The organism is uncultured Roseovarius sp. (assembly GCF_947259555.1).
Lineage (GTDB): Bacteria > Pseudomonadota > Alphaproteobacteria > Rhodobacterales > Rhodobacteraceae > Roseovarius.
The window spans coordinates 1-14,180 of sequence record NZ_CAMYMD010000064.1 but is presented as its reverse complement, the minus strand read 5'-3'; the positions used below and the strand labels follow the sequence as shown (position 1 = coordinate 14,180).

15 protein-coding genes are annotated in these 14,180 nt (G+C 64.8%); 10 read left to right on the top strand and 5 right to left on the bottom strand.

Annotation, left to right across the window (positions count from 1 at the left end; translation table 11 throughout):
* Positions 1 to 742, top strand: a 742-nt coding sequence (locus Q0X85_RS10745; RefSeq protein WP_297771941.1) for an SPOR domain-containing protein, incomplete at its 5' end; no start/stop codon positions are given.
* Here Q0X85_RS10745 and Q0X85_RS10740 read toward each other — a convergent pair.
* The 4 genes from Q0X85_RS10740 to Q0X85_RS10725 form a co-directional block, all read right to left on the bottom strand.
* Positions 743 to 1,765, bottom strand: coding sequence for a glyceraldehyde 3-phosphate dehydrogenase NAD-binding domain-containing protein (locus tag Q0X85_RS10740; RefSeq protein WP_297771939.1), 1,023 nt, complete (start codon positions 1,763 to 1,765; stop codon positions 743 to 745). It lies immediately after the preceding gene.
* Between the two features lie 167 nt (positions 1,766 to 1,932).
* Complete coding sequence (locus Q0X85_RS10735; protein WP_297771937.1) at positions 1,933 to 2,757, bottom strand: bifunctional allantoicase/(S)-ureidoglycine aminohydrolase; 825 nt, start codon at positions 2,755 to 2,757, stop codon at positions 1,933 to 1,935.
* A 108-nt stretch (positions 2,758 to 2,865) separates the two neighbouring features.
* Positions 2,866 to 3,528 carry a Hint domain-containing protein gene (locus tag Q0X85_RS10730; RefSeq protein WP_297771935.1) on the bottom strand — a complete coding sequence of 221 codons (663 nt, stop codon included), beginning with the start codon at positions 3,526 to 3,528 and terminating at the stop codon, positions 2,866 to 2,868.
* Positions 3,529 to 3,728: 200 nt separating this feature from the next.
* Positions 3,729 to 4,370, bottom strand: a complete 642-nt coding sequence (locus Q0X85_RS10725) for a sulfotransferase family 2 domain-containing protein (protein ID WP_297771933.1) — start codon at positions 4,368 to 4,370, stop codon at positions 3,729 to 3,731.
* Between the two features lie 125 nt (positions 4,371 to 4,495).
* Here Q0X85_RS10725 and htpX point away from each other — a divergent pair, with 125 nt between their 5' ends.
* Positions 4,496 to 5,356 carry a zinc metalloprotease HtpX gene (gene htpX / locus Q0X85_RS10720; RefSeq protein WP_297771932.1) on the top strand — a complete coding sequence of 287 codons (861 nt, stop codon included), beginning with the start codon at positions 4,496 to 4,498 and terminating at the stop codon, positions 5,354 to 5,356.
* A gap of 37 nt (positions 5,357 to 5,393) precedes the next feature.
* On the opposite strand, the gene Q0X85_RS10715 is transcribed toward htpX, so the two are convergent.
* Positions 5,394 to 5,891, bottom strand: a complete 498-nt coding sequence (locus Q0X85_RS10715) for a YHS domain-containing (seleno)protein (protein WP_297771931.1) — start codon at positions 5,889 to 5,891, stop codon at positions 5,394 to 5,396.
* A gap of 143 nt (positions 5,892 to 6,034) precedes the next feature.
* Between Q0X85_RS10715 and Q0X85_RS10710 the strand changes: the two genes are divergently transcribed.
* From Q0X85_RS10710 to Q0X85_RS10675, 8 genes are all read left to right on the top strand, one after another.
* The gene (locus Q0X85_RS10710) at positions 6,035 to 6,517 is read left to right on the top strand and encodes a thioesterase family protein (RefSeq protein ID WP_297771930.1); all 483 of its coding nucleotides are present in this window, start codon (positions 6,035 to 6,037) and stop codon (positions 6,515 to 6,517) included.
* Between the two features lie 8 nt (positions 6,518 to 6,525).
* Positions 6,526 to 7,446 carry a branched-chain amino acid ABC transporter permease gene (locus Q0X85_RS10705; protein ID WP_297771929.1) on the top strand — a complete coding sequence of 307 codons (921 nt, stop codon included), beginning with the start codon at positions 6,526 to 6,528 and terminating at the stop codon, positions 7,444 to 7,446.
* Positions 7,443 to 8,426 (top strand): branched-chain amino acid ABC transporter permease, encoded by a 984-nt coding sequence (locus Q0X85_RS10700; protein ID WP_297771928.1) that lies wholly within the window; start codon positions 7,443 to 7,445, stop codon positions 8,424 to 8,426. Before Q0X85_RS10705 ends, Q0X85_RS10700 begins: the two co-directional genes overlap by 4 nt.
* Positions 8,419 to 9,186, top strand: a complete 768-nt coding sequence (locus Q0X85_RS10695) for an ABC transporter ATP-binding protein (RefSeq protein ID WP_297771927.1) — start codon at positions 8,419 to 8,421, stop codon at positions 9,184 to 9,186. The genes Q0X85_RS10700 and Q0X85_RS10695 overlap by 8 nt, the downstream gene beginning before the upstream one ends.
* Entirely contained in the window at positions 9,183 to 9,872 is a 690-nt protein-coding gene (locus tag Q0X85_RS10690; protein WP_297771926.1) for an ABC transporter ATP-binding protein, read from the top strand. Before Q0X85_RS10695 ends, Q0X85_RS10690 begins: the two co-directional genes overlap by 4 nt.
* A gap of 158 nt (positions 9,873 to 10,030) precedes the next feature.
* Positions 10,031 to 10,990 (top strand): ABC transporter permease, encoded by a 960-nt coding sequence (locus Q0X85_RS10685; protein ID WP_297771925.1) that lies wholly within the window; start codon positions 10,031 to 10,033, stop codon positions 10,988 to 10,990.
* On the top strand, positions 10,987 to 11,838 hold the full coding sequence (locus tag Q0X85_RS10680; RefSeq protein ID WP_297771924.1) for an ABC transporter permease: 852 nt from the start codon (positions 10,987 to 10,989) through the stop codon (positions 11,836 to 11,838). Before Q0X85_RS10685 ends, Q0X85_RS10680 begins: the two co-directional genes overlap by 4 nt.
* 1 nt (position 11,839) lies before the next feature.
* Positions 11,840 to 13,864, top strand: coding sequence for a dipeptide ABC transporter ATP-binding protein (locus Q0X85_RS10675; RefSeq protein WP_297771922.1), 2,025 nt, complete (start codon positions 11,840 to 11,842; stop codon positions 13,862 to 13,864).
* Positions 13,865 to 14,180: the final 316 nt, after the last annotated feature.

Here is a 14,180-nt window from a genome sequence, read left to right as displayed (position 1 = left end):
GCAGCCGGCGGCCATACGCTCGGCGCCCAAGCCGGGCATGCGGGCGACCCGCGAGACGGTTTCGCCGCGCACCCGGGTCGCACCGGCGCGGGTCTACGCCAGGCAAAAGACGAGCCTTGCCGGGGTCCATGTCCCGCCGGGCATGCAACCGGTCTGGGAGGATGACCGCCTCAATCCGCAACGCGCGCATCAGACCTTTGCAGGCATGGATCAGAGCAGCGTGATGTGGACGAACACCGTGCCGCGACGCCTGATTGACCGGCGCACCGGGGCGGATGTGATCCACAAATATCCTGGCCTGCAACCGCCCTACACCAGCTTTGAGGCGCAGCGCGCGGCCGGGGTAACTGTCTCAACCCAAGGGCGTGTGGTGAGCGATCCGCAGACCACGCGTCGTGTCGCGGCCAACAGGGCAAAGCCGCAGGTTGCCGCCGCCCCTCGCAAGGTCACGGTCTCGACCCGCTCCGCTCCGGCCACACGGGCGACGACAAAGGCCGCAGCAAAGGCCACAGCGAGCCATCGTTACGCGCAGGCCGGGATCTTTGCCGACGCCGCTCAGGCACGGGCAGCGGCGCAGCGCATCGCGCGCTCTGGTCTTCCTGCGCGCCGTGGAACGCTGACGCGCAGCGGGCGCGAGCTGACGGTGGTGCTCGCCGGCCCCTTCAGCACTCAGGCGCAGTTGACATCGGGGGCGAACCGGCTGCGCGCGATGGGGTTCGCAAATGTGACCCTGCGCAAATAGTCATCGACCAACTCGGGCGGCGGCCCTGCCCCGCCGCCCGATCAGCCCTGCCATATCGAGCATCCGGCAGGAAAACCCCCATTCGTTGTCATACCAACCGAAAACCCGGATCAGACCGCCGACCGAGACCGAGGTCTGCGGCCCGGACATGATCAGGCTTTCGGGCCGTCCGCGCAGATCGGACGACACCAGCGGCGCCTCGGTCCAGCCGAGCCAGCCATGTGTTTCCGCCCCGGCCATGAGCATCTCGTTCACGTCAAGCGCCGTCACCTCAGCCCGGGTTTGCACCACCAGATCAATGCAAGAGACGCTCGCCACCGGAACGCGAATAGCGCGCGCCTCGATCCGGCCGGCAAGGCCGGGCAAGACCAGCCCGGTCTGATGCTGCGCGCTTGTCGTGGTGGGCACCATCGACAGCGCGGCGGCGCGGCTGCGTTCCGGCACGTCGCGCGGCTTGTCCACGGTGGGCTGGCTGCCGGTATAGCAATGCACGGTAGTCATCTGCCCGCTCACGATGCCGTAAGCCTCATCCAGAAGCCGTGCCAGCGGGGCGAGCGCATTTGTCGTGCAGGAGGCATTCGACACGATCCGGTGATCGCCGAGATCGCCGTCATTGGCACCGATGACCAGCGTCGCATCCGCCTCTGCCGAGGGCCCCGACACCAGAACCGCCCGCGCCCCGGCCGCAAGGCCGCGTTCGGCCACGGCCCGCGCGCCGCCCATGCCGGTGCATTCCAGCACCAGATCGACGCCGGTCAGATCCAGCACGCTCAGATCGCGCGCGGCATGAAACGGGATCTCGCGCCCATCCACCACCAGGAGCCCCTCGCGCGTGGAGACCTCACCGGGCCACGGGCCGAAAACGCTGTCATACTGAAACAGATAGGCACAGGTTGCCAAGGGCTCGATGTCGTTGATGCATACCAGCTCGAATTCCGTCCCTTGCCGCATCAGGATGCGCAGGATCGTGCGGCCAATCCGGCCAAACCCGTTGATGGCGATGCGAACAGGGTCTTGCGACATGGGGCTCTCCGACATGACAGGTCAATGAGCCTGACATTGTAGCGGGCCGGAAGGGAAAGCCACCCCCGAAACATAATTTGATCAAATGTTGCTTGCGGCCCGGCTTCACCGTTCCGCAAATACTCAGGGGGGCCAAATACTCCGGGAGGCAAGGGGGCGGCGCCCCCTCAGAGAGCCATGTGTCGGTTCACGTCCTTGTAGAGAAGATATCGGAACGGGCCGGGCCCGCCCGCGTAGCACGCCTGCGGGCAAAAGGCGCGCAACCACATGTAATCGCCCGCCTCCACCTCGACCCAATCACGATTGAGCCGGTAGGCGGCCTTGCCTTCGAGCACATACAGGCCGTGCTCCATCACGTGGGTTTCCATGAAAGGAATCACCGCGCCCGGTTGCAGGGTGACGATCGTGACATGCATGTCGTGGCGCATGTCCTCGGGATCGACAAACCGTGTGGTGGCCCATGCGCCGCCGCAGTCCGGCATCGCCGTCGGGTCGATGTCGTTTTCATTGGTCACCACCGCCTCCGGGCGGTCCAGCCCCTCGACGGCCTCATAGGCCTTGCGAATCCAGTGAAACACCGCAGGCACGTCGCCGCGCGCGTCCAGCTGCCAATCGCACCCCGGCGGAAGATACGCATAGCCCCCCGATGTCAGGACATGCGCCCGGCCCTCGATCTCGAGCCCCACCTCACCAGCGGTGACGAACAGCACGCCCTCGGCCTCGGCATCGGGTTCGGGCCGGGGACTGCCGCCGCCGGGCGAGACTTCCATCACGTAATGCGAGAATGTCTCGGCGAAACCGCTCATTGGACGAGCGATCACCCAAAGACGGGTCTTGCTCCAATGCGGCAGGAAACTGGTGACGATATCGCGCATCACCCCGCGCGGGATCACCGCGTAGGCTTCGGTAAAGACCGCGCGGTCGCTCAGGAGCTGGCTCTGGGGCGGCAACCCGCCATCTGGGGTCGCATAAGAACGGCGCGGATCGGTCATGGGGCGGTGTCTCCTTCGGACGTTGGAACGCCGCCATAAGACCTCAACCGGCCTGCAGTTCCAAGCGCAAATTCGGCTCCGCGCCCTCCGGCTCGGCGGCCATGGTCCTCAGGCCGGTGCGTGCCTGCGCTCTGACAGGGTGCGGCCGGGTTGGCCCGCCAACGGATCGCCGTTGATCTCCGACACGAGCAACCGCGCCTGATCAAGCGACAGAACCTGATACGACCACGCGGCGTCGTCGCTGCCGGCATAGTCAAGAAGGCCGCGCGACGGCAGGCAGAGAAACATCGCGCCATGCTCCGCGAAAACGATCTGTTGCGTCTCGAAATGCAGGGCCACCACCTCCGCGCCGGGCCCCGGTGTCACACGGTGCACGCCATGCAGATCCGAGAGCGCCGCCCCCGGCAAAAGCGCGAAAGGGTCTCCCCAAAGCGTCTCCGCGAGATCGCTTTCGATCAAAATGGCCTGTCGCGGCATGATCCGGACGGGACCACGATTGCCAAGCGTCCCGCGTGACAGCTCCAACGGCCAGAATTGCGAGGGACAGGGTGCGCCGCCGGTCCAGACCGGATGACGCGTCACCCCGGTCAAGGGCTGCATGCCCGCGTCGAATGTCACGACAAGATCACCTGCACAGAGCGCCTGCACCGGGCGCCATCCCTGTCCCGTGGCCACCCGTGTGCCGTGCAACAATCCGCTTTGCACTGCGACAGGCTCGTCGTCCTGCCACGCCGGTGACCCATCCGCTCTCGTGCCAATCCAGCCCAGCATACAGGTCTCTCTCCTCAGCTTTCACAACGCGTCCCGGTCTGACGAGCCGGACCACACTCTTATCCACCAACCAGGAAGCTGCTTAACATGACCCGATATTGCCCCGTTTGCGGCGAAAATGAGGCAGCGTTGAGCCACCGGGAACAACCCGGCACCGAGCGCCGGATTGGCCGGAAAACCGGGGCAATCCGCAAGGAGATTCAGAAACGGTATCCAAACCGCGCGATATCCTCAGCCGCGCAGCGCGCCACGATTCGCACCTCTGCCTGTCCGTAGTACTCGCGGTAGTCGCCGCGATCCGAGGCATTGACACGGCTCAGCTTCAGCCGAAATCCCAGATGGTCCCAGAGCGGCTCGGCATCGGCGTCGAAATGCTCCAGCCGGATATGCAGGCTGCCATGCTCACGCCCGTCGGCGCCGGTCATGTAGTGCCGCACCGGGCTCGCCGTCACAGCGGCCTGTGTCTCGGGGGCGGCAAGGAACGTCTTGAAATCAACGGTTTGTGCGAGGCGCACCGCCGGATGATCAAAGCTCTGACCGAGCAGCCAGTGATAGTAGCTGACCATGCGGTCCCATGGATTGCGCACAAGCGTGAAGGTGAACGCAGAGGCGATCTCTTCGCGGCTTCTCAGCCCGTCTATATCGGCAAGCGTGGCGTGTTTCCAAAGCCGCCCGCGGGTTTGCACGCCCTTGAGGCGCGCGCGCCTGCGCCGCGCCTTTGGGGTGTCGCCGATCAGGATATCATCGGCGCGCGCACGGCCTTCGAGGGCCAGCGCCATTGCGGTGCCGCCGGTCTTGGGGATATGCACAAAGATATAGCCTCGGCCGGGCGAAATGATCATCTGCGCATCTTACCGGTCTGCCCGGCATGGGAAAGCCCCCTCGCGCATCACGTCGGGCGCGCGGCCCCTGTTGCAAGCGCGACCTGCGTGCCCATATAGCGCAGGTGTGACAATGGAGGTTGAGCATGGGATATCTGCGGACCGGCATTCTGATGGCGGCGATGACGGCGCTCTTTCTGGGTCTGGGTGCATTGCTGGGCGGCTTCGGCGGGGCCATGATCGCTCTGGTGATCGCGATCGCGATGAACGCGTTCAGCTGGTGGAATTCTGACCGCATGGTGCTGCGCATGCACAACGCCCGGCCTGCGTCGGGGCCCGAGGGCGCGGCGCTCGAGCAGATGGTGCACGAGATGGCCGACCGCGCAGGCATGCCGCGACCGGCGGTCTATATCCTCGACAACGATCAGCCCAATGCCTTTGCCACCGGGCGCAACCCCGCCAATGCGGCGGTGGCCGCCACGACCGGTCTCTTGCAGCAACTCTCGCGCGAAGAGGTGGCCGCCGTGATGGCGCATGAGCTGGCCCATATCAGAAACCATGACACGACCATCATGACCATCACCGCCACGTTTGCGGGCGCGATCTCGATGCTGGCGAATTTCGCGTTGTTCTTTGGCGGCAATCGCAACAACGGTCTCGGGCTTATCGGCACATTGGCCCTGATGATCCTTGCGCCGCTGGCGGCGGGGCTCGTGCAGATGGCGATCAGCCGCAGCCGCGAATACGAGGCGGACCGTGTCGGGGCCGATATTTGCGGCAATCCGATGTGGCTTGCGTCGGCGCTGGAAAAGATCTCTGGTCTTGCAGCCCGGATCGACAACGATGCGGCCGAGCGCAACCCGGCCACGGCGCATATGTTCATCATCAACCCGCTGCATACCCATGCGCATGACCGGCTGTTTTCGACCCACCCGAACCCCGCCAACCGCATCCGCGCCCTGCGCGAGATGGCCGGGCAAGACACGGCGCATGGCCCGTGGGGCTAGACCCCTCAATCAGACCGGTCAGCGCCGGGAACGCCGCTCAGGTCTTGGACTTGAGGATTTCCGGCCAGCGCGCATCTCCCTGTGCGATAAAGCCGGGCACATCCTCTTGCCAGCGCGTCTCGATATCGTCGTTGAAATTGAGATAGAGCTTGTCATCGACAATCGCCCAGTTTTCCGGCTGGGTTGAATAGAGCTTGCCCTTTTCGGCCACAGCCCAGGCGCAGAACCCGCCATATTGAGGCGCGTAGCGCTCCGGGTCTGCCTCGAATGCCGCGCGGTTCTCGGCGCTTGCGAAATGCCAGGTGGCGCCATTCCACTCCAGCGCATGTTCAGGTGCGCCCTGTACCGGCATGCCGTCCTTGAAATAGGCCACCGGATCGGTCCCCCGGATCGCAACACCGTCCTCGGCATAGACCGGCACCGCGGCAAGTTCCTCGAAGCCGGGTGTGAGCCACGACACGCCGAGCCCCGCAAGCGTGCCCGCCACCACAGCCCCTGCACCGAAAACTGCACGCCGTCTCGTCAATATGGCCATGATCGCCTCCTTGTTCTGATGCCATCAAGGTAAGAAGCGCGTCGAGGATTCCCAATCACGAAATCGCGGGATCGCGCATACCATTGCCTTTTCAGCCGCAAATCCCCTAAAAGAGCCGCGAACCGCAGATCACCGGAGGCCCGATGCCCGACGCTTTGCCTTTTATGTCCTCGTTCCATCCGGTCGAAGACGCCTGGATCGACTATAACGGCCATATGAACATGGGCTACTACACTGTGCTCTTTGACCGTTGTGCCGATGAGGCGTTCGAGGAATTGGGCTTTGGTCCAGACTATCGCGCCAGCCGCAATCTGACCACCTTCAGCGCCGAGTTTCACATTCGCTACCTGCGCGAAGTCAAGCTGGGCGACCAGTTGCGCAGCAGCTTTCACCTGCTCGATCATGACGCCAAGCGATTTCATTTCTTTCAGGAACTTTTTCACGAGGATGGATGGATCGCCGCGACCGGCGAGGGCCTGACGCTGCATGTCGATCTTGCCGGGCCGCGCGTGGTGCCAATGCCGGACGATGTGGCAACACGCGTGGCCGCTATGGCGCGCGCGCATGCCGCCCTGCCCCGCCCCGAGGGCACCGGCGCCCGTATCGGCATCCCGGCGCGGACCTGACGAGGCCGATGTCCGCCCTTCTGCTGATCGAACAGGCCCTCAACGGGCTGCAATTCGGGGTCATGCTGTTTCTGATGGCAGCGGGGCTGACGCTGATCTTCGGCGTCATGGGGCTGATCAATCTGGCGCATGGGTCGCTCTATATGATCGGGGCCTTCGCGGCGGCCTGGGTCGCGGGCATGACGGGGTCTTTCATGCTGGCACTCGGGGCCAGTCTGATCGCGGCGGCTGTGGCGGGTGTTCTGATCGAACTGCTTGTCATCCGACGCCTCTACGACCGCGATCACCTCGATCAGGTACTGGCGACATTTGCACTTATCCTGATCCTTTCAGAGGGCACCCGCTGGGTCTTTGGGTCCTTTCCGCTCTATCTCGATACGCCGGATTGGCTGTCGGGGACGGTGCGCCTGCCGTTGGGGATAGACTATTCGCGCTATCGCCTCGCGATGATCGGGGCGGGGCTGATCATCGCCGCCGCGCTCTTTGCGATGATCTCGAAAACCCGTCTCGGCATCCGCATCCGCGCGGGTGAGAATGACCGCGAGATGATCGCGGCGCTCGGGGTCAATATCTCGGCGCTCTACACGCTTGTCTTTGCGCTTGGCGCCGCGCTTGCGGGCTTTGCCGGTGCGCTTATCGGCGCGGTGCAATCGGTGCAGGTGGGCATGGGCGAGCCGGTGCTCATTCTGGCCTTCGTGGTGATCGTCATCGGCGGCATCGGCTCGATCAAGGGGGCCTTTGTCGGGGCGCTTCTGGTCGGGCTGACCGACACGCTCGGGCGCGCCTTGCTGCCAACGGCGTTTGCCACGTTCATGGAGCCCGCAGCGGCCAGTTCGGTCGGTGCCTCTCTGGCCTCGATGGCGATTTACATCCTGATGGCGGGCGTGCTCATTTTCCGGCCGCGCGGCCTCTTTGGGGGCGCCGCATGACACGCGAACACCTGCTCAATACGGCGCTGATGGCGGTGCTGCTGCTGTTCCCGCTCTGGGCATGGGCCACGGATGAGCCATTTCTGATCACGCTCACCACGCGCGCGGTGATCCTCGCCATCGCCGGTGTCGGCCTCAACATCGCGTTGGGGTTTGGCGGGCTGGTCAGCTTTGGCCACGCTCTGTTTTTCGGGCTTGGCGGATATGCGATGGGCATTCTTGCCTACCATGCCCAAACCTACACGCCGGTAGCAGATTGGCCGATGACGATCGAGGGGACCAAATCCATGCCGGTGATCTGGCTGGTGGCGACGCTTGTCTCGGGCCTCGTGGCGCTTGGGGTCGGCGCGCTGAGCCTGCGCACGACGGGGGTCTACTTTATCATGATCACCCTCGCGTTTTCACAGATGTTCTATTACTTCGCGATCTCGTGGCCTGCCTATGGCGGCGAGGACGGGCTGTCGATCTATGTGCGCAACGGTTTTTTCGGCCTCAACACCATGGACCCGATCCAGTTCTTCGCGGTGTGCTACGTGCTCTTGGCTGGTGTGCTGTTTTTCACCGCGCGGCTTGCACGCTCGCCCTTTGGCCTGATGCTGGGGGCTGCGCGGCAAAACGAGACGCGGGTCGAGGCCGTGGGCACGCGGCCTTATCGCCTGTACCTGATCGCGTTCACCATCTCGGGCGCGATCACCGGGCTTTCGGGCGCGCTTTTTGCCGATCTCAACCGCTTTGTCAGCCCGGTTATGTTCTCGTGGCAGACCTCGGGCGAGATCATGGTTTTCGTGATCCTCGGCGGTGTCGGTCGCGTGTTTGGCCCGGTGGCGGGCGCGGCGCTCTTTATCCTGCTCGAACACGTCCTCGGCGGGCTCAGCGAGTATTGGCACATCTATCTCGGCGCGCTCTTGCTGGGCACCGTGCTCTTTGCGCGCGGGGGGCTCTACGGCATGATCGCAGGACGGGCGGCAGCACATGACTGAGCCGGTGCTTGACATACGCGGGCTGACCAAGAGCTTTGGTGCGCTCACCGCCAGCCACGATATCACGCTGGATCTGAGGTCTGGCGAAATCCATGCGCTCATCGGCCCGAATGGTGCGGGCAAATCCACGTTGATCGCGCAGATTGCCGGGGCGCTGCGCCCCGATGCCGGCCGCATCGTGTTTGACGGGCGAGATGTCACCGCCCTCGACACCGCCGCGCGCGCGCGCCTCGGCATGGCGCGCAGCTTTCAGATTTCGGCGCTGCCGATGGATTACACGGTCCTGGAGAACGCGATGCTGGGCGCGCTCGGGCAACGTGGTGATGTGGTGCGTTTCTTCACGCCGGTCATGCGCGACACCGATTTGCGCGCGCGCGCCGAGTCGGCGCTCGAAACCGTGGGTCTCATCGCGGCACGCCATACCCGCTGTGCCGAGCTCTCTCATGGTCAGCGCCGCCAACTGGAAGTCGCCATCGCCCTTACCCTCGCGCCGCGCGTCTTTTTGATGGACGAACCAATGGCCGGCCTGGGGGCCGAGGGGACGCGCAACCTGACAACATTGCTGGACGGGATGCGCCGAGAGGCGCCGATCCTGCTGGTCGAACATGACATGGACGCTGTATTCGCGCTAGCCGACCGGATCAGCGTGCTTGTCTACGGCAAGATAATCGCAACCGGAACGGTAGACGAGATACGCCGTGACCCGGAAGTGCGGATCGCCTATCTCGGCGAAGACGACACGGACGTGCCCCTCCCATGACCCTCCTGTCGCTGACCAACGTCTCCGCGTCATATGGCGCAAGTCAGGCGCTCTTCGATGTCAACCTGAGCATCGCGGAGGGCGAAGTGCTCGCGCTGATGGGGCGCAACGGCATGGGCAAGTCGACCACCGTCAAGGTGATCTGCCGCCTGTTGCGCCACAGTGGCGGGCAGGCCCGGTTTGCCGGGCGTGACCTTGCCGGGATGCCGGCCCATCGCGCCGCCCGCGCGGGTATCGGTCTGGTCCCCGAGGGGCGGCGCTGCTTTGCCGGGCTGACGGTGCGTGAAAACCTGATTGCGGCGGCACGGTCTGGGCCTTGGGACATGGCATCGGTCACACGGCTCTTTCCACGCCTCGCCGAACGACAGGATCAGGTCGCCGCCTCGCTGTCCGGCGGCGAGCAGCAAATGCTGGCCATCGGCCGCGCCCTGATGACCAATCCGCGCCTGCTCATTCTCGACGAGGCGACAGAGGGGCTTGCCCCGGTGGTGCGTCAGGAAATATGGGCGGCGCTCGCGCGGCTCAAATCCGAGACCGGGATGGCACTTCTGGTGATCGACAAGTCCCTGCGCGAGCTCTCCCGTGTCGCCGATAGTGCGGTGATCCTCGAAAAGGGTCGCAGCGTCTGGCAGGGTGACTTTGCCGACCTCACGCCCGAAATCACCGACCGGCATCTCGGGGTTTGAGGCGAACCATAGGCCGAGGCCGCCTGCGCAACGCGCGCGCCATCCAAGCAAAACGGCCCTCTTGCCGCCAAGAAAGGCTCGACGGGCTGTCCGGCCCTGGTCTAGGCTGCATCGAGGCGCAGTCAGGTGTTGCGGCCTGTTTCGGGGGAACAGGACAGATGTTGGAACTGGTTTTCAAGCGCTTGATGCTTGGCTTGGTCACCATTTGGCTGGTCTCGGTGATCATCTTTCTCGGCGTCGAGGCCCTGCCTGGCGACGCCTGCACCGCCATTCTGGAGCGCGATGCATTCGGCGACGCCCTGAAAGCCTGCCGTCAGGCGATGGGCCTGAACGACCCGGCCCTGTCGCGCTACCTGTCATGGGCCAGCGCGGCCCTGCACGGCGATCTCGGAATTTCCGCGAATGGACAAGAGAGCATCAGCCAGATGGTCGGCTACCGGGTTCGCAATTCGCTCTTGCTGGCGGCAGGCGCATTGAGCGTGGGGATCCCGCTGGCCATTTGTCTCGGCACGCTGGCGGGCCTGAAGCGCGACAGTTGGGTGGATATCCTGTTCTCCACGGGTGCGATCTTTGCCATGACCATCCCCGAATTTGTCGCCGCCACCATCCTGATCCTCGTCTTCGCGATCTGGCTGGGCTGGGTGCCCGCGATCGTCCTGACACCCGCAGATGCACAACCTCTGGAATTTTTTCCCGAATTCATACTGGCCGCCCTCGTCCTGACGATGCTCATGGTGGCGCATGTGATGCGCATGGTGCGCTCGTCGGTGATTGATGCGATGGCCAGCGACTACGTGCAGATGGCCACGCTCAAGGGCGTGCCCTATTGGCGGATCGTGTTGCGCCATGCGCTGCCCAACGCCTTGCTGCCCGCCATCAACGTGATCGCCCTTACCGTGGCCTGGCTCCTCGGCGGGGTTGTCGTGGTTGAGGTCGTGTTCAATTATCCCGGCCTCGGGCGCTTGCTGGTCGATGCGATCTCGGGCCGCGACCTGCCAGTGGTACAGGCCATCACCCTGATCGTCGCGGCGACCTATGTGGGCGTCAACCTCGTGGCTGACATTCTCAGCCTCGCGCTCAATCCGCGCCTGCGCAGTCATCGGATGAGACAAGGGTGAGCCGCGGCCAGATCATCTTGCGCGACATGCTCGCACGGCCTTCGGGTGCCATCGGCCTGACACTGGTGACGGTGCACCTGCTGCTGGCGCTCACCAGCCCTGCGATTGTGCCCTTTGATTACAAGACGATGAATGCGCTCGACACCCTCGCGGGACCCTCCGGCGCGCATTGGCTCGGGACAGATCACCTTGGCCGTGACGTGCTGACGCGCGTTCTTCTGGGCGGGCGCGAGGCGCTTCTGGTCACCGGTATCGCCACGCCCATCGCCCTCCTTTGGGGCGGGCTTGCAGGCATTTATCTCGGGCTGCGGGGCGGCTGGATTGACGAGGTCGCGATGCGCCTCGTCGATGCCTTTCTGGCGCTCCCCGGAATTCTGCCGCTTCTGGTGCTGATCACCGTCTTCGGCAGCGGTGGCGAGGTTCTCATGCCGACGCTGGCGTTCTTCTTCGGGATTCCCGTGATCCGCGTGGCGCGCGCCGCGGCACATGAGGTGGTCGCGCGTGATTTCATCTCTGCTGCGCGCGCGCGCGGGCATCGCCCGCTCGATATCGTGCGGCGCGAACTCTTGCCCAACGTCACCGACACCCTGCTTGTCGAGGGTGCGATGCGCTGGTCATGGATGCTTCTGGGCTTCTCCGCCCTGTCCTTTCTGGGCTTTGGCGTGTCCCCGCCGCGCCCCGACTGGGGTCTGATGATCTCGGATGCACGCGTGTACATGTCGCTTGCCCCGCTTGGCGTGATCGCGCCGGTCGTTGCGCTCTCAAGCCTCATCATCGGGATCAACCTGACGGCTGACGCGCTCGCCAAGACGCTTGGACTCGATCAGAGCCGCAAGGCGGTGGTTTGATATGACAGCGCCGCCGCTCCTCGACATCCACAAGCTCTGCGTCGGGTTCAGAGGCAGGTCGGGGGCGATGGTGCCGGTGCTGCACGAGGTGGATCTGACCGTGTGCCGTGGCGAGAGCCTTGGCATCGTCGGCGAGAGCGGCTCCGGCAAGAGCACCCTCGCGCTGGCCGCCATGGGTTATCTCAAGCACGGGCTGCGCAGGCTGTCCGGCGAGGTGATCTATGACGGTGCCGACATGTTCGCCCGCTCCGCGCAAGAGCTTGCCAGGATCAGGGGCGGACAGCTCGGGCTCATTCCACAGAACTCCGGCCAGTCCCTGACCCCCACGATGCGGATCGGAGCACAGATCAAAGAGGCGCTGCGCCTGCCTTGCGCGATGCCGGAGGCAAACCATGCCGCACGCGCCCTTGATCTTCTGAGCCAGGTCCGCCTGCCTGATCCCCCCGCGATCCTGCGCCGCTATCCGCATGAGCTGTCGGGCGGACAACAGCAGCGCGTGGCCATCGCGATGGCGCTCGCGGGAGAGCCGGACGCGCTGCTGCTTGACGAGCCGACCACCGGGCTCGACGTGACGACACAGGCGCATCTTCTGGAACTGCTGCGGGATCTGGCGGCGGAGCACAACATGGCGATGGTCTATGTCAGCCACGACCTCGGCGTGATCGCGCGGGTCTGCGACCGGGTGCAGGTCCTTTATGCCGGCGAGACGGTGCTGACCGGGCCGACACCTGCCGTGCTGCGCCGCCCGGCGCACCCCTATGCCCGAGGGCTGCTCGCCTCTATCCCCCGCCTCGGCGACCGCAACTTGCCTGTCGCGTTGCAAGGCCGGCCCCCGGCCCCGGGCGGCGAGCGGGCGGGATGTGCCTTTTCAGAGCGGTGTCCGATCGCGACCGGGGCGTGCCACGCCGCCCGCCCCGCGATGATCGCGGGGAATGACGCGCAAATGACGCGCTGCCTCTATCCCACAGAGGTGCACAAGATCGACACCGGCGCATCCGGCGCGCCGATCACGTGCTGCTCTGACGGCAGCCCCGTCGCGCTGCGGCTCGAGGACATAACGATCCGATATGACCGCCCCGGTCCTTTGGCGCGCTTGCGCGGCGCGGCGCGCCCGCCTGCCACGGTCGCGGATATCGACCTCGACCTGATGGCGGGCGAGACACTGGGTCTCGTCGGCGAATCCGGCAGCGGCAAGTCCACCATTCTCAAGAGCATCGCCGGTCTGCTGCCCCCTGCGTCCGGTCGGATCGAACTGGGCTGCGGAACAGCCCTCAAGCCGAATGTGGAACACCGCCGCCCGGATCACCGCCGACGGGTCCAGATGATCTTTCAAAACCCCGATGACAGCCTCAATCCACGCCAAACAGTGGGCGACATTCTCACTCAGCCTCTCCGGCTCTATTTTGGACTGAAAGACCGCGCTCTGACGGAGCGTATCACAGGCTTGCTCGACACCGTGCGCCTCGGTCCGCATTACATCGACCGCCGTCCCGGGCAGCTATCGGGCGGGGAAAAACAGCGCGTCGCCGTCGCCCGCGCCTTTGCCGCCGAACCCGAGATCGTGCTCTGCGACGAGATCACATCGGCGCTCGATGTCTCTGTGCAGGCTGCCGTTCTGGAGCTGCTCAATGATCTCAAGGCGCAGCACGGCACCGCCTTTGTATTCGTCAGTCACGATCTGACAGTGGTGCGCGCCCTGTCGGACCGTGTGGCGGTGCTCTATCAGGGCCGGCTCTGCGAGGTCGGGCCTGCGGCCTCGGTCTATGGTGCCCCGTCACACCCCTATACAGAGGTGCTTCTTGGTGCGGTGCTCGAACCCGATCCCGACCACGCGCCGCGGCTTCTGGCACAGGACATTGCCGAGATGTCGCCCCCCGCGCTCGGCTGCCCGTTTCAACGCCGCTGTCCGGTCAAATGCGGGACAATCTGCGAAACGGACGCGCCGCCATGGCAAGAGGCCGGAGATGGCCACAGGATTCGTTGCCACATTCCCCTGGACACGCTGCGCAACACGGCCAAAGGCTGACACCGCTTTTTCTTCCTGGCTCAAATACCCGTTGAGACCCGCCCGAAAAACCGAAAGGCCCCACCATTTGGCCAGCCCCTTGCAGAAAATGTTGCACGTGAGAACACGCAGTCGGCTCGGAGCGCAGTGACCGCTTCGAGCCCAGACCGTCGATTGCGTTAGAAACGAACTTCGGCTTGGCTTGGCCTTGAGCGGACAGCCGATCAGCAGCCCCGGCGCGGAATCAAGGCCGAAGGCCGCCGCGCCATTGCCAGGCCGCCCCCACGGACTGGCGATTTGTCTAAGTCAGCGCGCCAATTAGAGTTTTTCGGATTTG